Consider the following 24,483-nt stretch of genomic DNA (forward strand, 5'->3'; position numbering starts at 1 on the left):
TCCCTCCGAGTCCGGCGGCCGGGCCGTCGCCGGACTCGACCTGGCCCATTCCAGCCCGATTGGACCAGCAACAAATTGAACTTCTCCCAATCTTCCGAGGCTTGCGCCCACTCATTCTAAAATATGTGATGTTCTCCATACACTCTTAGAGTGTATTGCTGTCGGCGGCCCCGCATTTTGGGCGCCTGCCCTTGACCGGATGCAAAAGCGCGGCCATGTGAGCGACGAACAGAACCGAGATTTCGTCGCGCGCAGCGGAATTCTTCTGCCGCATCACAGCTGATATGAGACCTCATGGACGTCGTCGTCGTCGAATCGCCGGCCAAGGCAAAAACAATCAACAAATATCTGGGCAGGAACTACAAGGTTCTGGCCTCGTTCGGCCATGTCCGCGATTTGCCGGCCAAGGATGGCTCGGTGCGCCCGGATGAGGATTTTGCCATGTCCTGGGCGGTCGACACCGCCTCCGGCAAGCGGCTCGCCGACATCGCCAAGGCGGTCAAGGACGCCGACGGCCTGATCCTTGCCACCGATCCGGATCGCGAAGGTGAAGCCATCTCCTGGCACGTTCTGGAAGTGCTCAAGCAGAAGCGCGCGCTGAAGGACAAGCCGGTCAGCCGCGTCGTCTTCAACGCCATCACCAAATCATCGGTGCTGGAGGCGATGGCCAATCCGCGCCAGATCGATGCGCCGCTGGTCGACGCTTATCTGGCCCGCCGCGCGCTCGACTATCTCGTCGGCTTCACCCTGTCGCCTGTCCTGTGGCGCAAATTGCCGGGCGCCCGCTCCGCCGGCCGCGTCCAGTCGGTGGCGCTGCGCCTGGTCTGCGACCGCGAATCCGAGATCGAGCGCTTCATCCGCGAGGAATATTGGCAGATATCAGCTCTCCTCGGCACGCCGCGCAACGAGACCTTCGAAGCCCGCCTCACCGCCTTCGAGCGCAAGAAGCTGCAAAAGCTCGACATTGCCAACAAGGCACAGGCCGACGACATCAAGGCGATGCTCGAAGGCGCCACCTTCAAGGCGCTGTCCGTCGAAGCCAAGCCGACCAGGCGCAACCCCGGTCCGCCCTTCACCACCTCGACATTGCAGCAGGCCGCCTCATCGGGCCTCGGCTTCTCGGCCACGCGCACCATGCAGGTGGCCCAGCGGCTCTATGAGGGCATGGAGATCGGCGGCGAGACCACCGGCCTGATCACCTATATGCGAACCGACGGCGTGCAGATGGCCCCCGAGGCGATCGATGCTGCTCGCGATGCCATTGCGAAGGAATTCGGCCCGAAGTACCTGCCGGAGAAACCACGCCAGTACACCGCCAAGGCCAAGAACGCCCAGGAAGCGCACGAGGCCATCCGGCCGACGGATTTCATGCGCACCCCCGCATCGGTCAGGCAATATCTCGATTCCGACCAGATGCGGCTTTATGAACTGATCTGGAAGCGCGCCATCGCCAGCCAGATGCAGTCGGCCGAGATCGAGCGCACCACTGTCGAGATCGAGGCGCTGAATGGCGCCCGCACCGCGGAACTTCGCGCTGTCGGCTCGGTCGTTCGCTTCGACGGCTTCATCGCCGCCTACACCGATCAGAAGGACGACGACACCGAAGACGAGGAAAACCGCCGTCTGCCGGAGATCCGCTCCGGCGAGCAGCTTGCCCGCCGCGCGATCAATGCCACCCAGCACACGACCGAGCCGCCGCCGCGCTACTCCGAGGCGTCGCTGATCAAGAAGCTGGAAGAACTCGGCATCGGCCGCCCCTCGACCTACACCGCGATCTTGAAGACGCTCGAGGACCGCGACTACGTCACCATCGACAAGCGCCGGCTGGTGCCGCAGGCCAAGGGCCGCCTGCTGTCGGCTTTCCTGGAAAGCTTCTTCGCGCGTTATGTCGAGTATGACTTCACCGCGTCGCTGGAGGAGAAACTCGACGAGATCTCCGACGGCAAGCTCGCCTGGAAGGACGTGCTGCGCGATTTCTGGAAGGATTTCTCGGGCGCCGTCGCCGACATCAAGGAGCTGCGCGTCACCGATGTGCTCGATGCGCTGAACGAGGAACTGGCACCGCTGGTTTTTCCCGCCCGCGAGGACGGTTCCAACCCGCGCATCTGCCCCAAATGCGGCACCGGTAATCTGTCGCTGAAGCTCGGCAAGTTCGGCGCTTTCGTCGGCTGCTCGAACTATCCCGAATGCTCCTTCACCCGCCAGCTCGGCGACGCCGCCAATCCCAATGGCGAGAATGGCGGCGGCGAGGACGGTACCAAGTTGCTCGGCAAGGATCCTTATACGGCCGAGGAAATCACGCTGCGCTCGGGGCGCTTCGGCCCCTACATCCAGCGCGGCGACGGCAAGGAGGCAAAGCGTTCGAGCCTGCCCAAGGGCTGGACGCCTGATTCCATCGACCATGAGAAGGCGCTGGCCTTGCTGGGGCTGCCGCGCGACGTGGGCAAACATCCCGAATCCGGCAAGATGATCTCGGCGGGCCTCGGCCGTTACGGGCCGTTCGTGCTGCACGATGGCACCTACGCCAATCTCGACAGCATCGAGGATGTGTTTTCCATTGGCCTCAACCGTGCCGTCACGGTGATTGCCGAGAAGCAGTCCAAGGGCAAGGGTGGCCGCAACGGTGGCACGCCTGCGGCTCTGAAGGAGCTTGGCGACCATCCGGATGGCGGCAAGATCGTCGTGCGCGACGGCAAATACGGCCCCTACGTCAATTTCGGCAAGGTCAACGCCACGCTGCCCAAGGGCAAGGATCCGCAATCGGTGACGATCGAGGATGCGCTGGCGCTGATTGCCGAGAAGGAAGCCAAGGGCGGCGGTGGCAAGAAGCCGTTCCGCAAGGCGGCGGCAATCAAAGCCCCCACCGCCAAGAAAACAGCGGCCAAGAAGCCGGCCGCGAAGAAAAAAGGGTAGAACGGCGTGGCGCGCAGGATCACCGGAAGAAGTCACGGCGATCCCCGCACCGCCGACACACGGGCCAAGGTCAAGGACGACTATCGGCCCTCGCGCGACGAAATCCTGCGCTATATCGCCGAAAACCCAGATCGCGCCGGAAAGCGCGACATCGCCAAGGCGTTCGCGCTGCGCGGCGACGACCGCGTCTGGCTGAAAGATCTCCTGCGCGACCTGCAGGACGAAGGCGTTCTGACCAAGGAGCGCAAGCGGTTGGCCAGGGTCGGCGCCCTACCCCATGTCGCCGTGCTCGACATCTTTGGCCGCGACGGCGATGGCATCTTGCTGGCGCACCCGGCCGAGGCAGTCGGTCCGGGCGAGCCTCCCGTGGTCTCGATCCGCGTTTCGCGCAGCGGCAACGGTCCCGCGCCAGGCATCGGCGACCGCGTGCTGGCCAAAACCTTCCCGACCGACGATCCGTCAGGGCCTGCCTATACCGGCCGAGTGATGAAGATCTTCGAGAAGCGCACGGACGCTGTCCTCGGCGTCTTTCGCGTGCTTCAGGACGGCAGCTTCCGCATCGAGCCGGTGGAACGGCGCCAGCCCGAGCTGATCGTCGACAAGGAATTCCAGAACGGCGCCAAAAACGGCGACCTGGTCGAAGTCGAGCCAGCGCGAGCCTCCCGCTTTGGGTTGCCCCGCGCCAAGGTGCTGAATGTGCTGGGTTCGCTGACCAGCGAAAAGGCGGTTTCGATGATCGCCATCCACGCGCACGACATTCCCCACATTTTCCCAGCCGACGTCATTGCCGAATCCGAGGCGGCGAAGCCCGCGACGCTTGACCATCGCGAGGACTGGCGCGACCTGCCGCTGGTTACCATCGATCCGGCCGACGCCAAGGACCATGACGACGCGGTCTTCGCCACCCCTGACCTCGACGAAAAGAACCCCGGCGGCGTCATCGCGACGGTCGCCATCGCGGATGTCGCGGCCTACGTCCGCCATGGCACGGCGCTCGACCGCGAAGCGCTGAAGCGCGGCAATTCGGTTTATTTCCCCGATCGCGTCGTGCCGATGCTGCCCGAACGCATCTCCAACGATCTCTGTTCGCTGCGCGAGGGTCAGGATCGTCCGGCACTCGCGGTGCGCATGACTTTCTCCGCGGAGGGCAGAAAGATCAGGCATTCCTTCCACCGCGTCATGATGAAGTCGGCGGCCAAGCTGGCCTATAGCCAGGCCCAGGCCGCGATCGACGGTGTACCGGACGATAAGACCGGCCCGATCCTCGACACTGTGCTGAGGCCGCTGTGGGAGGCCTATGCGATCCTCAAGCGCGGCCGCGACGGCCGCCAGCCGCTGGAGCTCGACCTGCCGGAGCGCAAGATCCTGCTCAAGCCGGATGGCACGGTCGACCGCGTCGTCGTGCCGGAGCGGCTCGACGCCCACAAGCTGATCGAAGAGTTCATGATCCAGGCCAATGTCGCCGCGGCCGAAACGCTGGAGGGCAAGAAGCAGGCGCTGGTCTATCGCGTCCATGACGCGCCGTCGCTGGCCAAGCAGGAATCGCTGCGCGAATTCCTGCAGACGCTTAGCCTGTCATTGGCACGCGGCGCCCAGATGCGGCCCAGCCAGTTCAACGGCATTCTTGAGCGTGTGCGCGGCGCCGACAACGAGGCGCTGGTCAACGAAGTGGTGCTGCGCTCGCAGAGCCAGGCCGAATATTCACCCAAGAACATCGGCCATTTCGGCCTCAACCTCAGCCGTTACGCCCATTTCACCTCGCCGATCCGCCGCTACGCCGACCTGATCGTGCATCGCGGACTTATTGCCGCGCTCGGCCTGGGCCCAGGCGGACTGACGCAGGATGAGGAGGCCCGCCTCGAAGACGTTGCGGTACTGATCTCCGGCACCGAGCGGCGCGCAATGGCTGCCGAGCGCGACACGGTTGACCGGCTGATTTCGGCCTACCTCGCTGAGCGCATCGACGACCGCTTCGATGCCCGCATCTCCGGCGTCACCAAATCAGGACTTTTTGTCCAATTGCCGCAATATGGCGCCGATGGTTTCATCCCGGTTTCAACTTTGGGCGGCGATTACTATATATACGATGAAACGGCCCGCTCCCTGTTCGGAGAACGCTCGGGCAAAGGCTACCAGCTCGCGGACCGCGTCGAGGTCCGGCTCGTCGAGGTGGCGCCAATGGCCGGCGCGATGCGCTTCGAGATGTTGACCGACCCAAAGCCCCTGCCAGGCTCCAGCAGGTCGTTTCACAAGGCTAAGGGCCGCGCCCGTGCGTCGCAATCGCGACCGGGGTCGCGCGGCAGGAGACGATGATGGAACAACAGGTTTTTGGCGGCGAACATCAGTCTGGCCGGATTGCCCGCCCACTGTGGACGGCGATGAAGCGGGGCATCTTGGGCCGCTGCCCGAACTGCGGCGAAGGCAAGCTGTTCCGCGGCTTCACCAAGACTGTCGAAACCTGCAGCGTCTGCGGCGAGGAGATCCATCACCATCGCGCCGACGATCTGCCAGCCTACCTGGTCATCGTCATCGTCGGCCATATCGTTCTCGGTGCCTTCATGGGCGTGGAAGCGACCTCGACGCTCTCCACCTGGCAGCACATTGCGATATGGGTGCCTTTGACCATCCTGCTCTCCATCGCGCTGCTGCAACCGGTCAAGGGTGCCGTCATCGGACTGCAATGGGCGTTCTATATGCACGGATTCGGTGGCGAAAAGGATGGGACGGAGTCCCACCACGGCGCCTGAGGCGCCGCTGGCGCAACACGCCAATCGCTAAGGCTACTTTCGCATGCAAGAAGTTTCCGCTAGGTCCCTGCGCATGGAAGCATTGACCAAGGCGGATGCCGACAAGCTCGACAAGGGTCTTGCCACGCATGGCGGCGGGCGCCTGCGTCCGCGTGACGCCGCGACGCTCATCCTGCTCGACCGCAATGGCGACGACGTCCAGGTGTTGATGGGACGCCGCCACGCCGCACACGCTTTCATGCCAGGCAAGTTCGTGTTCCCCGGCGGCCGAACAGACCCTGCCGACAGCCGCATACCGACAGCGACGGCACTCGACCAGCACGAAGAAGCCAAGCTGACGGCCGGCCCCGGCCGCACCAGCCGCGCCCGTGCCCGCGCCATTGCTTTGTCGGCGGTCCGCGAGACCTACGAGGAAGCCGGCCTGCTGATCGGCCGCAAAGGCGCCTTTGCCACGACCAGGCGCGATTGGCAGGGTTTCGTCGAACATGGCGTGGCACCGTCGCTGGAAGCGCTGCGCTTCGTCGCGCGCGCCATCACGCCACCGAACCGGGTGCGCCGCTTCGACACCCGCTTCTTCAGCGCCTGGCGTGGCGATGTCGCCGTCGAACTGGCCGATGGCGGCCCGACCAACGAATTGGAGGAACTGGTCTGGCTGCCGCTCGCCAAGGCCAAGCAGGCCGACATACCCGACATCACCCGAATGATCCTAGACGAACTGGAAAAGCGGCTCGCCGACGATCCGCTGCTGCGGCCGGGCGGACCTGTTCCTTTCTACCGGCTTGTCCGCAACAGCTTCACCCGCGAACTTCTCTAGAGCAATTCCAGGAAAAGTGTGCCGCGGTTTTCCCACGGGAATTGCGCAAGATCAAAGAGACAGAGTATTCAGCATCCCATGACGGTCGATACCCAACCACAGGGCGACGAACGCGTACACTGGCTGCCGATGGTGGCGGCGATTTCGTCGATCAGCGTCGTCGGCATCGCCATCGGCCTCGGCATGCCCTTGCTCAGCGTCATCCTGGAAACACGCGGTCATTCGGCCTCGATGATCGGCCTAAACACGGCTGTCGCCGGCCTGGCCTCGATCGCCGGGGCGCCGCTGGCCACGCCGCTCGCCATGCGCTTCGGCGTCGCCTGGACCATGATCGCCATGATTGCCACCGGGGCGCTCGCCTTCGTCGGTTTCCATTTCGCGCCCGATTTCTGGATGTGGTTTCCGCTGCGCGTCGTTCTGCACATCGCGCTGACAGTGCTGTTCATCCTGTCGGAATTCTGGATCAGCACGTCGGCGCCGCCACACCGGCGCGGCCTTGTGCTTGGCATCTATGCCACCGTCCTGTCGCTCGGCTTTGCCGCCGGGCCGTGGCTGTTTGCTCATCTCGGCAGCTCCGGCTTCAGGCCGTTCGGCGTCATCATTGCCCTGGTGACGCTGGCTGCCATACCGGTGCTCGCCGCGCGCAACGAAAGCCCGACCATCGTGGCCGACAGCGAAACCAGCCACTTCCTGCGCTATATCTGGCTGGTGCCAACCGCGACTTTCGCCGTACTCGTGTTCGGCGCCGTCGAGACTGGCGGCTTCGCGCTGTTCCCGATCTACGGCAACCGCATCGGTTATTCCGAGGCCGACGCGGCGCTGCTGCTGACCATGATCGGTCTCGGCAACGTGCTGTTGCAGATCCCGATCGGCATGATCAGCGACCGCGTCTCGGACCGGCGCTATCTGCTGCTCGCCTGCGCCACGGTCGGTCTCGCCGGCACGATGTTCATGCCGTTTTTTGCCGCTAACTGGCACTTGATGGCTGCCCTGCTTTTCGTCTGGGGCGGTGTCGTCGCGGCCATGTACACGATCGGCCTCGCCCATCTCGGTTCGCAGCTCTCCGGCCACGAGCTGGCTTCGGCCAATGCCGCTTTCGTGCTGTGCTACGGCGTCGGCATGGTGCTTGGTCCGCAGGCGATCGGCATCGGAATGGACAGTTTCGGGCCTTCCGGCTTTGGCTGGTCGCTCGGCCTGTTCTTCGCCGCCTACATCGCCTTGGTCTGCTTCAGGCTCGTCCGCAAGCTCCTGCTGTAGCACCCCACCGTCGAGTGCCCTTATCCGCCGCGCCGCGGCAGATACTGACAGAACCGTGTCAGGAGCGTGCGGTTAAAAGAGTGTCCCCTGATACCCGAAGTTGAGGACACTGCCATGATCGACAGCGGCTTTGAGACCACATCACTGCGAATGACGCTTCTGCTGCTTGTAACCTTCCAGGCTCCGGCCTCGGACGTGGACCGCATCATGGATGCGGTGGTTGCGATCGCCCCGCTGGTTATGGGTAAATATGATCGAAACGCCTACCAGTCGGCGCATGGCATCGAGCGCTACCGGCCACTTGACGGCGCGGCAGCCGGCGCCGAGGCCGAATTGCGGCGGCGCCCCGGCACGGTCGAGGTTTCGTTCGAACTGCCCGACGACCAGGCGCTGGCGGCTCGCGTCGTCGAGGCGATTTTCCAGGCGCATTCCTATCAGGAGCCGGTGATCCGCATCCAGCCGATCCTTGCCAGCCGCTCCAAGGGGCTGGACGACCGTGCCAATCCGAATCGCTGGTGGAACACGACCGGAGACTGGAAGAAGGTTGCGGTATCCGAAGCGGAAACCGCCTGATTTATGCATTCTGGGCTGCTTGGGCGAGCCACATAAGGTTGGCCGGGCTTGACTTTCCAGGCACGTTCTTTATGTGTCGCGCCAAGTTTCCCGCGTCCGGGTGTTTTCCCGTGCTCCAGCGGCCAAAACCCCACGAACATAACGGACTGAGATCATGGCCAAAGCCGCAAACATCAAGATCAAGCTTCTGTCGACCGCCGACACCGGTTTCTTCTACGTCACCAGCAAGAACAGCCGTACCAAGACCGACAAGCTGTCGTTCCGCAAGTACGACCCGGTCGCCAAGAAGCACGTAGAATTCAAGGAAACCAAGATCAAGTAATCTGGTTTCCCTTTGGAATGCCGAAACGCCGCCCATCGGGCGGCGTTTTCGTTTGGCCGGGCGGCTGATGTCCGTCAGCCCGGCTGAGCGCTTAGCCGATGCGGTCGCCGCTCTTCTCGTCGAACAAATGCAGCGATGCCGGATCGGCCGACAGGCGCACCATGTCGCCGGGCTTCACGGCCGCGCGGCCCATCGCAAAGACGCAAAGCTGCTGGCCGGCCAGTTTGACGTAGAACTGCGTCGACAGGCCGAGCGGCTCCACCACTCCCACTTCGCCTTGCAGGGCGCCGTCATCAGCCAGCCGGATATGCTCGGGCCGCAGGCCGACGGTGATGACGTCACCGTCCCTGAGCGGCAGGCCGTGCGGCAGCCGAAGCTTCTGGCCATCGGACAACACGGCGTCCACCTTGGCGCCCTTCTCCACCGTCGCCGGCAGGAAATTCATCCCAGGCGAGCCAATGAAGCCGGCGACGAACATATTGGCCGGCCGGTCATAGAGATCGAGCGGCGCGCCCACCTGCTGGATCAGCCCGTCATGCATGACAACGATGCGGTCGGCCATGGTCATCGCCTCGATCTGGTCGTGGGTGACGTAGACCGAAGTGGTCTTCAGTTGCTGGTGAAGCGCCTTGATCTCGGCGCGCATATGAACGCGCAGCTTGGCATCGAGGTTCGACAGCGGCTCGTCGAAGAGAAAGACCTTGGGATCGCGCACGATGGCACGGCCCATGGCGACACGCTGGCGCTGGCCGCCAGACAATTGCCTGGGCAGGCGTTGCAGGAACGTATCGAGCCCCAGCCGCTTGGCGGCACCATCGACGCGCGCATCGATCGCCGGCTTCTCGGCCTTGCGCAGCATCAGGCTGAAGCCCATGTTCTTCGAGACGTCCATATGCGGATAGAGCGCATAGGACTGGAACACCATGGCGATGTCGCGGTCCTTGGGCGCAACATCGTTGACCAGCCGCTCGCCGATGCGGATCTCGCCGCCCGAGGCTTCCTCGAGCCCGGCGATCATGCGCAAAAGCGTGGACTTGCCGCAGCCGGACGGTCCGACCAGGACGACGAACTCGCCATCGGCGATTTCGAGATCGACCGCGTGCAGGACGCGCACGGAGCCATAATCCTTGCGGACCTTTTCGAGCGTGACAGAGGCCATCGGTCTATCCTTTGACGGCGCCGGCGGTCAGGCCGGTGACGAGATAGCGTTGCAGGAAAGCGAAGAAGATGCAGACCGGGATCAGCGCCAGGATCGACGCCGCCATCATCTGTCCCCAGTCGACGGCGAACTTGCCGATGAAGGTGAGCAGGCCGACGGCGAAGGTCTTCTGGTCGTCGCTGGAGATCAGCATCAGCGCGAACAGCAGCTCGCTCCATGCGGCGGTGAAGACGAAGCCCAGCGTCGCGCCCATGCCGGGCAACGTCAGCGGCACGATCACTTTGCGCATTGCCTGCGCGCGCGTGCAGCCGTCGATCATCGCCGCCTCCTCCAGGTCTTTGGGAATGCCGTCGAAGAACGACTGCATCAGAAAGGTGGCGAAGGCGGTGTTGAAGGCGGTGTAGATGATGATCAGCCCGGTCAGGCTGTTGATCAGGCCGATCTGCCCCATCACGCGGTAGATAGGCGGAATGACCATCACCAGCGGAAAGGTCTGGGTCAGAAGCAACATGAGAGCCAGTGCAGCCTTGCCGCGAAAGGTGAAACGCGACATGGCGTAGCCGGCGAGCGTGGCGATGACCGTGACCAGTGCCGCCGTCGACACCGAGACGATGACGCTGTTGAGGAAATAGCGCGGGAAATCGGTGGCTTCGAGCACGGTCACGAAATTCTGGATCGTCATGTGCGACGGCCAGAAGGTGATGCCTTCGGAATAGAGCAGCCGCTCCGGCGTGACCGAGATCTTCAGCGTCCAGTAGATCGGGAACAGAGCGAAGACGACGTAGGCGGCGATCGCGGCGTAAAGGCCGATGCCGCCGAAGAAGCGCTGTGAAGCTGAGCGTCCGGCGATCATCAGACGTGCCTCACAAGCGAGCGGCGAATGGCGATCAGCACGATCGCGTAGGCGATGAGCAGGACGAGCAGCAGCACCGCCACGGCCGAGGCATAGCCCTTGTCCAGCGACTTGAAGGCGCTGACATAGATGTAGACGGGCACCGTGTTGGTCGAGCCGGCCGGTCCGCCCTCGGTCATGACAAAGATGAGGTCGGCAAAAGTGGCGATCCAGATCGTGCGCAACATCACCGTTATGGCGATGGTTGGGGCCAGGAAGGGCAGCGTCACCTTGGTGAAACGTTGCAACGGCGAAGCGCCGTCGATCGCCGCCGCCTCATGCAGTTCCGAGGGAATAGACTTCAGCGCCGCCAGCAGCGTTATGGCGAAGAACGGAATGCCGAACCAGACATTGGCTACGATCGGCCCCCACATGGCGGTGGAGGGATCGGACAGGACGTTGGTCGGTTCGGCTTTCAGCCCCAAGGCGAACAGCCAGTGCGGCAGCGGACCGACGATCGGATTGAACAGCCAGGCCCATGTAAGGCCCGACAGGAAGGACGGAACCGCCCAGGGCAGGAAGACCAGCGCCTGCACCGCCTTGCGGCCTGGAAAAGGTTTGTCGAGCAGCAGCGCCAGGCCAAGGCCGAGGAAGAACTGAAAGAAGAGGCTGGCCACCGTCCACCACAACGTGTTGATCAGCGCCTGGCCCAGCACCTGGTCCGACAGCATCGCCTCATACTGCCCGAGCCCGACATACTCGGACTTGAAGGCCGAAAATTTGCGGAAGGAGTAGCTGATGCCGATGACCAACGGCACGAGCAGCACCACGACCAGCAGGATGATCGCCGGGCTGAGGTAGAGCCAAGGCTCGATCGTCGCGTAGGAGAGCCGCTTTTTTCGTGGCGGCGCCGCGGATCGAATTTCGGATACGGCATAGGTCATACGATGCTCACGGTGAAGGATGGATGCCGGCATTGAAGCTGCCCCCTTCCCCCGTTCACGGGGAGAAGATGCCGGTAGGCAGATGAGGGGCAGCGCGAACTTGCGAATGCTGGCGCCGCCCCTCATCCGTCACCTCGTGACACCTTCTCCCCGTGAGTGAACGGGGAGAAGGAAGAGCAGGTGCCTACTTCTTGTTCTTCGCCAGCCAGTCCTGCTGTTCCTTGGTCAGGAAGGCAGCCCATTGGTCGGCGATCTCCTTGGCCGTCTTCTGGCCGAGCAGCACTTCCTGGAAGTTCTTGATCGCGACCTGGTCGACGAAATTGCCGAGGTTTTCCAGATGCGTCGGCGGCGTCACCATTTCATATTTGGAGCCGTCGCTGAGTTCCGTGAACCAGCCCTTGAACTGCTCGGTCTTGAAATGGGGATCCTGGTCCGCACCCTTGTGGATCGGCACGACGCCGACTTCCTTGGCCCATTCCAGATTGTCCTTCGGCGACAGAAGCGTCGCCATCAGCTTCCAGGCGTCGTCCTTGTGCTGCGAGTTGGCGAACATCGCCCAGCCGGCATAGCCGAGCGTCGGATAGGACTTTCCGCTTGGTCCGACCGGCAGCGGCGCCACGGCGAAGTCGTCGGCGCTCATCTTGTCGGCGATGCCGAGAAGCGCGTCCGGATCCTGATTGAGCATGGCGCAAGTGCCGGAGTAGAAGCCGGTGACGGTTTCGTTGAAGCCCCAGCTCACTGCATCCTTCGGCGCCAGACCATTCTTGTACATGTCGGCCAGCATCTGCAGGCCCTTGACCGAGCCCTCTTCATTGATGGTCGAGGTACCGTCCTCGTTGAAATAGCCGCCCTTGCCCTGAGCGATGTTCATGAACATGTGCATGCCGTTGAAGGCGCCTGGCCCGCCGCGCAGGCAGTAGCCGTATTTTCCGGGAATGGCCGAGATCTTCTTGGAATCGGCGACAAACTCGTCGAGTGTCGCCGGCGGGCCGTCGAGACCAGCCTCCTTGAACAGCTTCTTGTTCCAGAACAGCGCGTTCACATAGTAGCCATACGGGATCATAAACTGGGTGTTGTTGACCGTCGAGCCGAACTGTTTGGCGCGGTCGCCGAGCGTCTTGGCGTCGTCCCATTTGGCCATATAGGGGCCGAGATCCTCGAGCTGGGCATTGTTGGCGTAGAGCCCCATCCAGCGTTCCGGCATCTCGACCACATCGGGCGTATCGCCGGCCTGCACCATGGTCAGGAATTTCTCGAAAGCCTGGCCCCAGGGCAGCGAGACCAATTCGACCTTGACGCCTGGATTGGCCGCCTCGAACTCGGCGATCTGTTTCTTGAGGAATTCGGTGCGCGGCGGGCTGGTGATCACCTCGACCATTTTCAGGGTTGAATCGGCGAGCGCGCCACCGGCGGAAATCGCCAGCCCCGCGACGGTGGCAAGCATGACGGTCAGTTTTTTCATGTTCAAGACTCCCATTTTGAACCCGCTATTTTCTGGCTTTTTCGAAGGCCTGGGCGACATCCGCCCAGAGATCCTCGACACTTTCCAATCCGACATTGAAGCGGATGGTTCGGGGGCTGACGCCGAAGCGCGCCATCGAATTCAGTCCCGGCGTCTGCTCCAGCGACGCCTTGGCCGGTACGACCAGGCTCTCATGCCCACCCCAGCTGACGCCGATGCGGAAATATTTCAGCGCGTCGACGAACACGGGAATGTCGATGTCCTCGGTAACCTCGAACGAGAACAATCCGCCATAGCCGGCAAGCGTCGCCTTGCCCGGATGGTTCGAATAGGCGGGATGGTTGACCCGCTCGACATTGCCATGCGCCTTCAGCCGCTCGGCGATGGCAAGCCCGCTCTTCATATGGTGGGGCAGACGCAGCGGCAGCGTGCGCAGGCCGCGCAGCAAAAGCCAGGCCTCGAACGGCGACAGCTTGCCGCCGAGATAGGAATAGGTCTGCTCGTTGATATGCTTGATGTGCGCTGCCGAGCCGGCCACCACGCCGGCAACGGTGTCGCTGTGGCCGCCGAGATATTTCGAGGCCGAGTGCAGCACGAGGTCGACGCCATGCGAGATCGGCTTCTGGAACACCGGGGTCGCCCAGGAATTGTCGATGGTGGTGACGATGCCCTGCTCTTTTGCCAGCCGGGTCAGATGCGGCAGGTCCTGGAGCTCGAACACCATCGAGGTCGGGCTTTCCAGATAGAGCAGCTTGGCGCCGGGCAATGCCGCGGCAACCGCATCCGGGTCGGAGCCGTCGACATAATCGACCTTGATGTTGAGCCGCGGCAGAAGCCGCTCGAACAGCCGGTAGGCATCGCCATAGCAGTTGCGTACCGCAACGATGCGCTCGCCCGCGCCGACGAAGGCAAGCACGGTGGCGCTGATCGCCGCCATACCGCTGGAGAAGCCGCGTGCGGCCTCTGCACCCTCGAGCGCGGCGACTCGGGCCTCGAACTCCATGACCGTCGGATTGTCGCCGCGTGAATAGATCGGCTGCTTTCGTTTGCCGGCAAAAGTATCGGCCATTTCCGCATAATTGGCGAAGGTGAACAACGAGGTCTGGTAGATCGGAGGCACGACGGCACCGCCGGGAAACGGTTCGTCATGCGCCAGAAGCGTCGCCGCCTCGGCGAGATAATCGTGGTCGAAGCCGTCTGGATGCCCGTTCATTTCAGGTCCGAAAGTTTGAGTTTGGCCGCACCGCGCTTCAGATCTTCCTCGACGGTGGCGATGAGCTTGAGCGCCTCGTCGCGGGCTCCCTGCGGATCACGCGCGGCGATACGTTCGTAGATGGTGCGGTGATAGGGAAAGCTGGCATGGCCGAAATCGCGCACACCGAGCGGATGCTCCCAGAAGCGATGGAACAGTTCGTGCATGGCGGCGATGATCTGTTCGAACAGCGGATTGCCGGAGACCCGGTAGATCGCCTGGTGGAATTCCCAGTCCTCTTCCGATGACATGCCGTCGAGGGTGCGAAACGCCTGCTCCATTATATCGAGCTTGCCTTCGATCTCGGCAATGTCGGCCGGGCTTGCCCGCTCGGCGCACAGTGCCGCTGCTTCCGCCTCCAGCGCGCGGCGGATTTCCAGCGTCTGCATCAGGCTGGTGAAGTCATTGCCGCCCGCCAGCGTCAACGGCAAATGCAGCATGTCGGGCGAGACGGCCGCCTTGAGAAACGTGCCGCTGCCTTGCCGGCGTTCGACCAGACCCAGTCCTTCCCACCGCGTCAGCGCCTCGCGCACCGTGTTGCGGCTCACCTTGAGCCGCTCGGCCAGGATGCGCTCGGTCGGCAGTCGCTCGCCAGGCCGCAAGGCCTCGGCGCGGACGAAGCTCACCAATGCCTTCAGCACGGCGTCGTCACGGGCCGTCGTCTGAATGGGTGGCAGACTGTTCTGGTCCAAATTTCCTCCAAGTGGTCCAATGGTCCAACCAATTTCTGCACAGACGGAGCCTCCTGTCAATCGCTTGTCAGGAGGCACACGGCATTCAGCCCATGGAAGGTGACGCGCTGCGTTCGGAAGGGCGCCCGGCTCCGGCAGTCGGTCCGAACCATCTGGTCAGCGCATCGGCCAATCCCTGTTCATTCTCAACGCCAACCCAAGCCACGTATCCATCGGGCCGAATCAAGACCGCGTCGGGTGCGCCGACCGTTCCGAGTAGGGGAAGCTCCCAGGCACCGGCATACAAAGCGTTGATCTGCCGGATCCGGCCGGCCCAAGGCACAATATCCAGCCTGCCTGGCTCACCGAAATTGAGGAGCAGCGGCCGCGCGTCGTGGAGCAACGTCAACAGTCGCAACGGCCCGTTGGCGGTGGAGAGATCGAGGTCGGGTATTCGTCGCCCAAGCAGCCCGTGCCCTTCCCCGAGATCGTAGTGGACACCCAGGCCAGACATCTCCGCGGCGATCCGTTTGCGTGGCCCATCCATGGCGAGCAGTTCGGAGAATGTGTCGCTTAAGGCCTTGGTGCGAGCATCCATCCGACGAAGCGCGACCTGCGCCATCGCGTTGCGCAGCACGCGGGCGGCGACCGGATGGCGTTCGGCCTGGTAGCTGTCGAGCAGGCTTTCCGGCGATATTCGCTTTACCACCTGGGCCAGCTTCCATCCCAGGTTCACCGCGTCCTGCACGCCGATATTGAGACCCTGTCCGCCCATTGGGGGATGGACATGCGCGGCATCACCGGCCAGCAGCACACGTCTGTCGCGGTAAGCGGCAGCCTGCCGCGTCACGTCGGTGAACCTGGAAATCCAGGTCGGACTGTGGACCCCGTAGTCAGTGCCGTAGACGCCGGCAAGCGCCTCGCTGAGATCGCGCAGTGTCGGTTCACCACCAATGTTCAGGTGTCGCTCGGTCAGCACAACACCCACCCGGCCACCTTCCTCAATCTTGCCGATCGCATGGATGCCATGGGCGTCACTGCGAAAGCCCAATGCTGGTTCCTCCGCCATCTCGACCTCGGCGATCATCCAGCTCATCGTCGGATCCCATCCTTCGAACGCGATCCCCGCGGCCTTGCGGATCATGCTGCGTCCTCCGTCGCAGCCGACGAGATACTGCGTCCGCAACCGCTGGCCGCCGGACAAATCGATGTCGACGCCACCATCATCCTGTGCGAAGCCCGTGACGTCCTGCCCGCGATAAATCGGCACTCCGAACTCGCTGATCCAGTCGGCCAATATCCGCTCGATGTGGTTTTGCCGCAGCGCCAGCAGATAGTTGTGCCGCGTGGGAAAGTCGCTGATGTCCAACCGGGTCATGTGGAAGCCCACCGACGGCGATGTCTGTCCCTGCGAGAGGAAGCGGTCGGCAATTCCGCGCTGGTCGAGCACCTCGATGGTGCGGGCGTGCAGGCCACCCGCGCGCAAACCGATGAGTTCCTGGTTTGGCCGCCGCTCGACAATGGCCACATCGACGCCCGCCAATGCGAGTTCGCCAGCCAGCATCAACCCGGTCGGACCGCCTCCGGCGATCACCACCGCATGATCCCCACGCACTCGGCCTCCTGGCAACAATTCCGGCATTTCGCCACTCCCGTTTCCGTTAACTCAGGTCGTGGTTCTACGGGAACAGGCGGGTCTTGCCGCAAGCCCCTTGCGCGCCATATGTATGAAATGGAGGGGATGGCTCTCCTTCCCCCTATGCATATGGCTGTGAAAAGTCGCGGGCGTTGCCAAGCGATAGCGGGCGAAGGTGCAACCCTTCAATCCAGAAAGCGGGACCCTGCCGCAAAAAAGCCCCGGCACTTCCGGGGCTTGATGCCGATTCCTGATGTCATATCGGATGAAGGGGGCCGGTCGGCGTTTGGCAGCGGTACGAGGAGGCCACTATGTGCCAGCGCCGGCCGGCCGACCCCACGGACCCAGGAGATGCGGCGGACCTGAGCATCATGGGGTATTCGAGGATCGAGCCGGCTGTCTACCTCGTGCCGGCTTCTTCTTGGACTTCACATTTGCGCAAGAGCTTATGAAAATCAACAGTTTCTTAACCAAGGCTCGTGAATCGCTTGGATTAAGGTAAATGGGTAACCCTGTTGGGGTTGACCGGATAATCGGGCCCGGACTGTCAGGCTGCCTTGGCAACGACGCGGTTGCGGCCGCCGCTCTTGGCTTCGTAGAGCGCGAGATCGGCGCGCTTCATCAGCGCCGCAACTGTATCCACGCCCTTCAGCACCGATGACACGCCAACGCTGACGGTGACCTCGATCGTCTTGCCCTCGGCTCCGATGGCGAACGGCATCTGGGCGATTTCGGCACGAATGCGTTCGGCCACCCTCTCGGCCACTGCGCCGTCGGTATCGGGCATCACCACCACGAACTCCTCGCCGCCGAACCGGCAGGCAAGGTCGATACCCCGGACGTTTTTGCGCAGCCGCCGCGCGAATTCGCGCAGCACCTCGTCGCCGCCGTCATGCCCATGCGCATCATTGATGGACTTGAAGCGGTCGAGATCGGTGATCATCACCGACAGGGGCCGTCGCCGCGCGACGGCGCGGTCGAACAGCGTCTGCAGATGGCTGTCTAGATAGCGGCGATTGTGCAGCCCGGTCAGGCCGTCGGTCACGGCCATTTCGATGGTCTGGGTGACGCTGGCGCGCAATTGGTCATTGTAGCGCTTGCGGCGCACCTGGGTGCGCAGCCGCGCCGTCAGTTCCTGCTGGTCGATCGGCCGCATCAGATAATCGTTGATGCCCAGTTCGAGCCCTCGGATGATGCGCTCCTCCTCGCCCTCCTCCGCCAGCAGGATGATCGGCACGAAACGGGTGCGGTCGAGGGAGCGCAGTTGCGAGCAGAGCCTGAGCGGGTCGAAATCAGCGAAGGCCGTCGAGATCATCACGCATTCATAGGGCGTCTCCGCGGCCTGGAAGAACCCGGCATGCGGATCGCCGGTGACGTCGAGGTCGGCTCGGTCGCGCAGCATCTTCTGGAGGCGCTCGACCGACGATTTGCGCTCGTCGATCAAAAGTACCTTCGGCGTCGTGTCCTCGGACGCGAAATTGCGGCTCAAAAGTTCTTCGATGCCGATGTTGCGCGTGGTCGAGGCGCGCAGCCGAAGCTCGTCGGTCAGTGACTTCAGTCGCACCAAGCTCTTGACGCGCGTCATCAGCTGCAAGTCGTTGACCGGCTTGGTCAGGAAATCGTCGGCGCCGGCCTCGAGCCCGCGCACGCGGTCGGTGACTTGGTCGAGCGCGGTGATCATCACCACCGGAATGTGCGATGTCGCCGGATCGCTCTTCAATCGCCGGCAGACCTCGAACCCGTCCATGTCGGGCATCATTACGTCGAGCAGCACGACATCGACCTTGCCGTTCTCGCAGGTCTCGATCGCATCGGACCCATTGGTGGCGGTCAGAACCTCGAAATACTCGGCCAGCAGCCGGACTTCCAGCAGCCTCACATTGGCAGGGATGTCGTCGACGACGAGGATCCGTGCAGTCATTTCACAACGCTCCGGCTCGGCTGGAAGGGTACATCAGGCATCGCCCAGATAAGATTTGATGGTTTCGATGAAACGCGGCACCGAGATCGGCTTCGAAATATACGCCTCGCAGCCGCCTTGGCGGATGCGTTCCTCATCGCCCTTCATCGCAAAGGCAGTCACCGCAATCACCGGGATGACGTGAAGATCGTCGTCCTCTTTCAGCCATTTGGTCACCTCCAGTCCCGACACTTCGGGTAGTTGGATGTCCATCAGGATGAGGTCCGGCCGGTGCTGGCGCGCCAGATCGAGCGCCTCCAGACCGTTTCGGGTGCGCACCGTCTCGTAACCGCTTGCTTCGATGAGGTCCCGAAAGAGCTTCATATTGAGCTCATTGTCCTCGACGATCATGACCTTCTTAGGCATCGACATCCCGTCCCGGCCGTCCTCCGCCGGAGGTGGCCGTCATGCGCTCTTTCCTTGAACGCACCAAACCCTGCTTCACTATACGGCAATATCATTGACGAAACGGAAACCCGAAGCCTGCAAAGCAGCATGAATTCCGCCTCGCCTCCCTGCGCGTCCAAAGGGCGCGCCCTACGCTAATGGCTTGCCGCAAGCAATTCTTGCCATTACTGCGGGAGAGACTCATTCCACACACCGAAGGTAGTGATGGCAAACGCAGCGTCAATGCGCGAGGAGGCGGAAACCATTGCCGTGAAGGCACTGGGCTTCGTTGCCGCCGATCCGGAGCTTTTACCGCGCTTTCTGGCGATCACGGGAATAGAGGCGCATTCGATCCGCCGGGCGGCCGGCGAGCCGGGTTTCCTGGCCGGCGTCCTGCAGTTCATTCTCGCCCACGAGCCGACCTTGATGCGCTTCGCCGAGGAAACCGGCACGCCACCAGCGGCTGTCGGCAAGGCGTTGCGCGCCTTGCCGCTTGGCGATGACAATCACGAGTATTCCACATGAGCGATGATCCCGAAACCGCGCGCCAGATCGAGGAACTGGCGGCTGACGACCGACCACTGCTGGTGCTCGACGTCGATGACGTGGTGCTCGAATTCATCCGGCCTTTCCCGCATTTTCTCAAGGCGCGCGGCTATGGCCTGACGCTGGCTTCCTTCCGGCTGACCGGCAACATTGCCGAGACAGCGAGCGGCCGCCTGATCGAACAACCCGAAGTCACCGCACTCCTGGGCGATTTCTTCGACGCGCAAGCCGATTGGCAAAGCATCACCGATGGCGCCGCGGAAGCCCTGACGGGGCTCGGAGACCGCGCGGAAATTATATTGCTGACAGCCATGCCGCACCGGCATCGTGCCGTGCGACGCGCCCATCTCGATGCACTGGGGCTAGCCTATCCGCTGCTGACCACCGAGATGGCCAAGGGACCGGCGGTAGCCAAATTGCGCGGCAAGAGCGGCAGGCCGGTGGTCTTCGTCGACGATCAGCCGGCCAATCTGGCGTCGGTGCGTGACTCGGTCGCCGACGCAAATCTTTTCCATCTGATGGCCGACAATTCGCTGCGCACATTCCTGCCATCGGTCCCGGACGATGTCATCGTCGTCCAGGATTGGCACGAAGCCGCGCCTAAGATCGCTGGCGCGCTGGGGTTCTAATCCAGGCGTTTTGGTGCGATCCCGGACAGAAAAACGGTTCGCACTGTTCCGGAATTGCTCGAGGGCAGAACACTCAAGGATTGAGCTTCGCCCCCGCCCCGCCGCCAGCGCCGCCGCCATTATCGCTGCCGCCATTATCGCTACCGCCATTGTCGCCGCCGCTCTCATCGTCCGAGCCGTCACCGCCGTCGACGCCATCGTCCACCGCAGGGTCGGCGGGCTTCAGCATGACACCGTTGACAGTGACCGAGCCGTCGGCCTTGGTGTTGATAGCCCATTCCAGCTTGCCGTCCGGCAGCGTCTTGGCAAAACCCTTCGCCATGAGAGCGACAGGCACATACTGCCCGACCTCAGGCTCCGCCTTCGCCGCTTCCTGCAGATGCTCCATGATCTTGTCGAAGCCGGCGACATCGACAGTGAGATTTGCGTCGGGTTTCTGGCCGAAACTTGTCATCTCACCTTCCAGTGCGATCTCCATGTCCTTGTTCTTCACGATACTGTGGCCGATGACGACCTTCGGCGTCTTGGCGAGGAAGTCGGCTTTGAGCTGGTCGCCGAACTCGGCCGGCAGCGGCGGATCCTGGTTGAGATCAAAGGCTTCGATGGCCTTCTTCGCCATGCTGTCGAGATCGATGTTGGCGCCACCGAAATTCAGGTCGATATCGGTGGGCAGCAATGCCACGCTCCAACTCGGCAAAAGCTGCTGCGGCACAGTCAACCCCGAAGCCTTGATGCCATAGCTGACCTTACCGTTCTGGGCGACGCCGTCGGAACCGAACGCTATGCCGAACTGGGTTGCTCCGAACGTGCCGATCGGGCTGTCGACCCCGAAGTCCTTGAAGCCATAGGTTCCGTCGACACGCTCCCACACCGGAAGCGCTGCAAGCAGAAGCGACTTGAGCCGCGCCTGGTTTGCCTTCAGCGTGTTCTCGTCCTCGTTGGCCACGGCAAACGCCAGAAGATCGAGCAGAGGCTTGGTCTGCACGCCCTTGCCGCTGGCCTCCACGGAAAATTCCGGCGACTTCACGGTGACGGGAAAATTCAGCCCGCTCTCGGGATCGTTGAATTTTATCGCTTCGACGAAGTTCGAAATCTTTTGCGACGTCGTGAAATCGACGCCGCCATTGGTCGCCTTGGTCGCGGAAAGCGTCACGGAGCCGGCGCCGGCGGTCACATCCATCTTTTGCTTGGCATCCTGCGACGACATCGTCATCCCGGCCATCGAACTCGTGGCGTTGGTGAAGGCCGCCAGCTTGGGGTCGTAGACGCCGTTGCCCTTGCCGTCCTTGATCGAGAACTGCGTGCTCTGCTTTCCCTGAGGGCCGTTGAATTCAAAGGAGGCGCTCTGCGAAAAATCCATCGAGACATCCCAAGACCCGTCGCTGCGCGGCTTGACCAGCAGGGCGTAGGGCGCAAAGTCGAATTTCACCAGCTTCTGGTCGGGAAAGCTGCTGGCCAGCGCCTTGAAATCAAATTCGATCTTGTAGGCGTCCCCTTCTGTCGAAACCTTCAGGATCCCCTTGTCGAGCGCCTGTTTGCCGACATAGCGCGACAGATCATCGGACAATTGCTTGGCGCCCTGACTGTCGACGGACTGGCCGAAAGCAGGCGCGCTCAGCAGGAGCGCGGTAAAGGCAATAGGCAGCATACGGTTCACGGGAATTCTCCGTTCGCTCGAAAGGCAAAAATGGTTTCGTATCTCTGGTAGGGAAATACCATCGCGACTGCAAGCCGATGACAGTCAGGCAATCGGCTTCAACACCAGCCGCATCAGCGGCCGACCGGCCTTGCGCTCCACAAGCCTTTCGAACCCGGCTGTCTCGAACACCCCCGATGACCCGACAAACAGGCCGATCGAACGCGAATCGCGGGACAGGTCGATCGGGCAGGCCTCGACGAGCCGCGCCCCGTGCCTGCGGGCGAACTCGATGCCACCTTCGACGAGGCGGTGCGTGATGCCCCTGCCGCGCGCGTTGGCGCGGATGAAAAAGCACGAGATCGCCCAAACGGCCGGATCGGACGCGTCGGTGGGATCGATCGGCGCCGAGCCCCTACCCTTGTTGTTCCATTCGGGCACGTCGGCGCGTGGCCCGATCTGCATCCAGCCGACCGCCTTGCCGTCCTCGAAAGCCAGCAGGCCGGGCGGCGGGCCGGCTTCGATGCGCGCCTTGATGTGATCCTTGTTGCGTTCACGGCTGCTCTCGCGCCGCGCGGCCGGCGCCAGCCGGAAATGCGTACACCAGCAGCCGTAGCAGGCGCCCTGCTTGCCGAAAAGGTCCTCGAATTCAGGCCAGAGCTCCGGCGCCAGCGGCACTACGGTCGTGCTCATGCGTTCTCCCCAGGCCAGGCTTGTCGCTGGCCTTGCGCTGTCGTACCATTGGTTCTGTTCTCTTTATGTTCGCAGCGATGGCGGCCCCTGTCAACAATCCCGACCACGGTTTTTGTCGTGACTGCCTGACCTTTCAGCGCAGTGAAACGGGCCGTTGCGAACGCTGCGGCAGCCCTCGTCTTGCCCGCCATCCCGAGCTTTACCGGCTGCACCTTGCCCATATCGATTGCGACGCCTTCTACGCGGCCATCGAAAAGCGCGACAACCCTGCGCTCAAGGACAAGCCGCTGATCATCGGCGGCGGCAAGCGCGGGGTCGTCTCCACCGCCTGCTACATCGCTCGCATCCGCGGCGTGCGCTCCGCCATGCCGATGTTCAAGGCGCTCGAGGCCTGCCCGGAGGCCGTCGTGATCACGCCCAACATGGAAAAGTACGTGGCCGTCGGCCGCGAGGTACGCGCCATGATGCAGGCGTTGACACCGCTGGTCGAGCCGCTGTCGATCGATGAGGCCTTCCTCGATCTTGCCGGCACCGAGCGCCTGCACGGACTGCCACCGGCCGTGGTGCTGGCGCGCTTTTCGCTGGCGGTTGAGAAGGAGATCGGCATCACCGTTTCATCAGGCCTGTCCTATTGCAAATTCCTCGCCAAGATAGCGTCCGATTTCCGCAAACCGCGCGGCTTTTCCGTTATCGGCGAGGCGGAGGCGGTCGGCTTTCTGGCCACGCAGCCGGTGACCATGATCTGGGGCGTCGGCAAGGCGTTCAACGCCACGCTGGAACAGGATGGCATCCGCACCATCGGCCAGCTCCAGAAGATGGAGCGTGGCGACCTGATGCGCCGCTATGGGGTGATGGGCGAACGACTCTACCGGCTTTCGCGCGGTGAGGATGTCCGCCGCGTCGACCCCGACCAGGACGCCAAGAGCGTATCGGCCGAAACCACTTTCGACACCGATATCGCCTCACTGGACGAGCTTGTCTCGGTGCTGAGGGGCCTTTCGGAAAAAGTCTCGGCGAGGCTGAAGAAATCAGGTATCGCCGGGCGCACCGTGGTGCTGAAGCTGAAGACCCAGGATTTCAGGCTGCGCACGCGCAACCGTCAGCTCGGCGACCCGACCCGGCTCGCCGACCGCATCTTTTCGACCGGCGTGGAACTTCTTCGCAAGGAGACCGACGGAACGAAATTCCGATTGCTCGGCATCGGCGTCAGCGACCTCTCTGACGACGACAAGGCCGATCCGCCGGATTTGGTCGATGTGCAGTCGCGCAAGCGCGCCATGGCCGAAGGTGCCATCGATGCGCTACGCGACAAGTTCGGCCGCAAGGCGGTGCAAACCGGCTACACCTTCGGCAAGGGCCGCGACGCCCATCCGCCGGAGCCGCTGGAAGATTGAACCCGATCAGCTGCGTCGAAGATCGATGCGGCTGGTCACCACGCTCTTACCGGTCTTGGGATCGCGGTCGACCACGGTCAAGACAATGCCGTCCGCACCGTTTTTCTGCACGGTAAGCTGCGCGGCGCGGTCGCCATTGACCTCCTTGGCCCAGCGGATGGCAAGGTTTATCGCATTGCCGGAACGGTTTCCGTTCAACTGCGCCGGTCCGGTGCGCGATCCCACATAGACACCGCTGTATTTGGCGCCGCTGGTCTTCAGGCGAGCACTGATGGCGCGTGTCACCAGGATCAGGCCGCGGCAATTGCCGTCGAGGGACAGCGAAGACGATGTCGCATTCGATTTGAACGTACAGGAAACGCTGACCGTTGGCGCCTGCGTCGTCACCTGAACGGTTCCCTTGCCGGCGAAATTGCCCTTGAATGATTGGAGAAATTTGCTCTCGTCCGCATGCGCGGCAGTGGCCGCGACGGCCAGGCACCCGGCAAGCACAAACCGCGTGAGTAATGTCATCGAAGGTCTCCTTGTGACGGGTGGAACGGCGATCGGTGATGCTCAGGCGGACATCGCGACTCAACGCGGCTTGCCATGTCAGGTTCCGCCCGCGACAGGGCCGTTTTGCAACGTCGCGTCGATATCCCTGGCCCAGTCAAATG

General features: G+C 62.8%; 22 protein-coding genes. 10 read left to right on the forward strand and 12 right to left on the reverse strand.

Annotated elements, in window-relative coordinates; all coding sequences use genetic code 11:
- Positions 1–294 precede the first annotated feature (294 nt).
- The 7 genes from topA to rpmG all read left to right on the forward strand — a co-directional run bounded on the left by topA (position 295) and on the right by rpmG (position 8,626).
- Entirely contained in the window at positions 295–2,913 is a 2,619-nt protein-coding gene (gene topA, locus AC3CB8_RS20995) for a type I DNA topoisomerase (RefSeq protein WP_023770068.1), read from the forward strand.
- 6 nt (positions 2,914–2,919) lie between these two features.
- On the forward strand, positions 2,920–5,226 hold the full coding sequence (gene rnr, locus AC3CB8_RS21000) for a ribonuclease R (protein WP_352565240.1): 2,307 nt from the start codon (positions 2,920–2,922) through the stop codon (positions 5,224–5,226).
- Complete coding sequence (locus AC3CB8_RS21005) at positions 5,226–5,660, forward strand: DUF983 domain-containing protein (RefSeq protein WP_352565238.1); 435 nt, start codon at positions 5,226–5,228, stop codon at positions 5,658–5,660. Before rnr ends, AC3CB8_RS21005 begins: the two co-directional genes overlap by 1 nt.
- A gap of 73 nt (positions 5,661–5,733) precedes the next feature.
- Positions 5,734–6,474, forward strand: coding sequence for an NUDIX hydrolase (locus AC3CB8_RS21010; protein WP_352549869.1), 741 nt, complete (start codon positions 5,734–5,736; stop codon positions 6,472–6,474).
- Positions 6,475–6,552: 78 nt separating this feature from the next.
- Entirely contained in the window at positions 6,553–7,731 is a 1,179-nt protein-coding gene (locus AC3CB8_RS21015) for an MFS transporter (RefSeq protein ID WP_023770064.1), read from the forward strand.
- A gap of 114 nt (positions 7,732–7,845) precedes the next feature.
- Positions 7,846–8,304 (forward strand): YqfO family protein, encoded by a 459-nt coding sequence (locus AC3CB8_RS21020; RefSeq protein WP_352565236.1) that lies wholly within the window; start codon positions 7,846–7,848, stop codon positions 8,302–8,304.
- 154 nt (positions 8,305–8,458) lie between these two features.
- Complete coding sequence (rpmG, locus tag AC3CB8_RS21025; RefSeq protein ID WP_006201775.1) at positions 8,459–8,626, forward strand: 50S ribosomal protein L33; 168 nt, start codon at positions 8,459–8,461, stop codon at positions 8,624–8,626.
- Between the two features lie 91 nt (positions 8,627–8,717).
- Here rpmG and AC3CB8_RS21030 read toward each other — a convergent pair whose 3' ends face one another.
- The 9 genes from AC3CB8_RS21030 to AC3CB8_RS21070 form a co-directional block, all read right to left on the reverse strand.
- Positions 8,718–9,785 carry an ABC transporter ATP-binding protein gene (locus AC3CB8_RS21030; RefSeq protein ID WP_023783248.1) on the reverse strand — a complete coding sequence of 356 codons (1,068 nt, stop codon included), beginning with the start codon at positions 9,783–9,785 and terminating at the stop codon, positions 8,718–8,720.
- A 4-nt stretch (positions 9,786–9,789) separates the two neighbouring features.
- Complete coding sequence (locus AC3CB8_RS21035; RefSeq protein ID WP_023783247.1) at positions 9,790–10,638, reverse strand: carbohydrate ABC transporter permease; 849 nt, start codon at positions 10,636–10,638, stop codon at positions 9,790–9,792.
- Positions 10,638–11,561 carry a carbohydrate ABC transporter permease gene (locus tag AC3CB8_RS21040; protein ID WP_023783246.1) on the reverse strand — a complete coding sequence of 308 codons (924 nt, stop codon included), beginning with the start codon at positions 11,559–11,561 and terminating at the stop codon, positions 10,638–10,640. The genes AC3CB8_RS21035 and AC3CB8_RS21040 overlap by 1 nt, the downstream gene beginning before the upstream one ends.
- Positions 11,562–11,745: 184 nt before the next feature.
- Positions 11,746–13,023, reverse strand: coding sequence for an ABC transporter substrate-binding protein (locus AC3CB8_RS21045; RefSeq protein WP_352565233.1), 1,278 nt, complete (start codon positions 13,021–13,023; stop codon positions 11,746–11,748).
- Between the two features lie 25 nt (positions 13,024–13,048).
- The gene (locus AC3CB8_RS21050; protein WP_352549820.1) at positions 13,049–14,236 is read right to left on the reverse strand and encodes a PLP-dependent transferase; all 1,188 of its coding nucleotides are present in this window, start codon (positions 14,234–14,236) and stop codon (positions 13,049–13,051) included.
- Complete coding sequence (locus AC3CB8_RS21055; RefSeq protein WP_352565231.1) at positions 14,233–14,967, reverse strand: FadR/GntR family transcriptional regulator; 735 nt, start codon at positions 14,965–14,967, stop codon at positions 14,233–14,235. The genes AC3CB8_RS21050 and AC3CB8_RS21055 overlap by 4 nt, the downstream gene beginning before the upstream one ends.
- 85 nt (positions 14,968–15,052) lie before the next feature.
- Positions 15,053–16,588: an FAD-dependent monooxygenase gene (locus AC3CB8_RS21060; protein ID WP_352565229.1), complete on the reverse strand. Its 1,536-nt coding sequence runs from the start codon at positions 16,586–16,588 to the stop codon at positions 15,053–15,055.
- 541 nt (positions 16,589–17,129) lie between these two features.
- Positions 17,130–18,503, reverse strand: a complete 1,374-nt coding sequence (locus AC3CB8_RS21065) for a PleD family two-component system response regulator (protein WP_023783240.1) — start codon at positions 18,501–18,503, stop codon at positions 17,130–17,132.
- Positions 18,504–18,536: 33 nt separating this feature from the next.
- Complete coding sequence (locus AC3CB8_RS21070) at positions 18,537–18,908, reverse strand: response regulator (RefSeq protein ID WP_006334976.1); 372 nt, start codon at positions 18,906–18,908, stop codon at positions 18,537–18,539.
- Between the two features lie 246 nt (positions 18,909–19,154).
- Between AC3CB8_RS21070 and AC3CB8_RS21075 the strand changes: the two genes are divergently transcribed.
- Both AC3CB8_RS21075 and AC3CB8_RS21080 read left to right on the forward strand, forming a co-directional pair.
- On the forward strand, positions 19,155–19,454 hold the full coding sequence (locus tag AC3CB8_RS21075) for a DUF3572 domain-containing protein (protein ID WP_023770054.1): 300 nt from the start codon (positions 19,155–19,157) through the stop codon (positions 19,452–19,454).
- Complete coding sequence (locus AC3CB8_RS21080) at positions 19,451–20,104, forward strand: hypothetical protein (RefSeq protein ID WP_015317619.1); 654 nt, start codon at positions 19,451–19,453, stop codon at positions 20,102–20,104. Before AC3CB8_RS21075 ends, AC3CB8_RS21080 begins: the two co-directional genes overlap by 4 nt.
- A gap of 73 nt (positions 20,105–20,177) precedes the next feature.
- Here the strand turns inward: AC3CB8_RS21080 and AC3CB8_RS21085 are convergent, their stop codons facing one another.
- Both AC3CB8_RS21085 and AC3CB8_RS21090 read right to left on the reverse strand, forming a co-directional pair.
- Positions 20,178–21,752: a hypothetical protein gene (locus tag AC3CB8_RS21085; RefSeq protein WP_352565374.1), complete on the reverse strand. Its 1,575-nt coding sequence runs from the start codon at positions 21,750–21,752 to the stop codon at positions 20,178–20,180.
- Between the two features lie 93 nt (positions 21,753–21,845).
- Entirely contained in the window at positions 21,846–22,433 is a 588-nt protein-coding gene (locus tag AC3CB8_RS21090; RefSeq protein ID WP_352565227.1) for a GNAT family N-acetyltransferase, read from the reverse strand.
- A 65-nt stretch (positions 22,434–22,498) separates the two neighbouring features.
- Here AC3CB8_RS21090 and AC3CB8_RS21095 point away from each other — a divergent pair, with 65 nt between their 5' ends.
- Complete coding sequence (locus AC3CB8_RS21095; RefSeq protein ID WP_352565225.1) at positions 22,499–23,827, forward strand: DNA polymerase IV; 1,329 nt, start codon at positions 22,499–22,501, stop codon at positions 23,825–23,827.
- Positions 23,828–23,833: 6 nt separating this feature from the next.
- On the opposite strand, the gene AC3CB8_RS21100 is transcribed toward AC3CB8_RS21095, so the two are convergent.
- Positions 23,834–24,340 carry a hypothetical protein gene (locus tag AC3CB8_RS21100; RefSeq protein WP_023770049.1) on the reverse strand — a complete coding sequence of 169 codons (507 nt, stop codon included), beginning with the start codon at positions 24,338–24,340 and terminating at the stop codon, positions 23,834–23,836.
- Positions 24,341–24,483 lie beyond the last annotated feature (143 nt).

This window comes from Mesorhizobium sp. P160927, assembly GCF_057766385.1.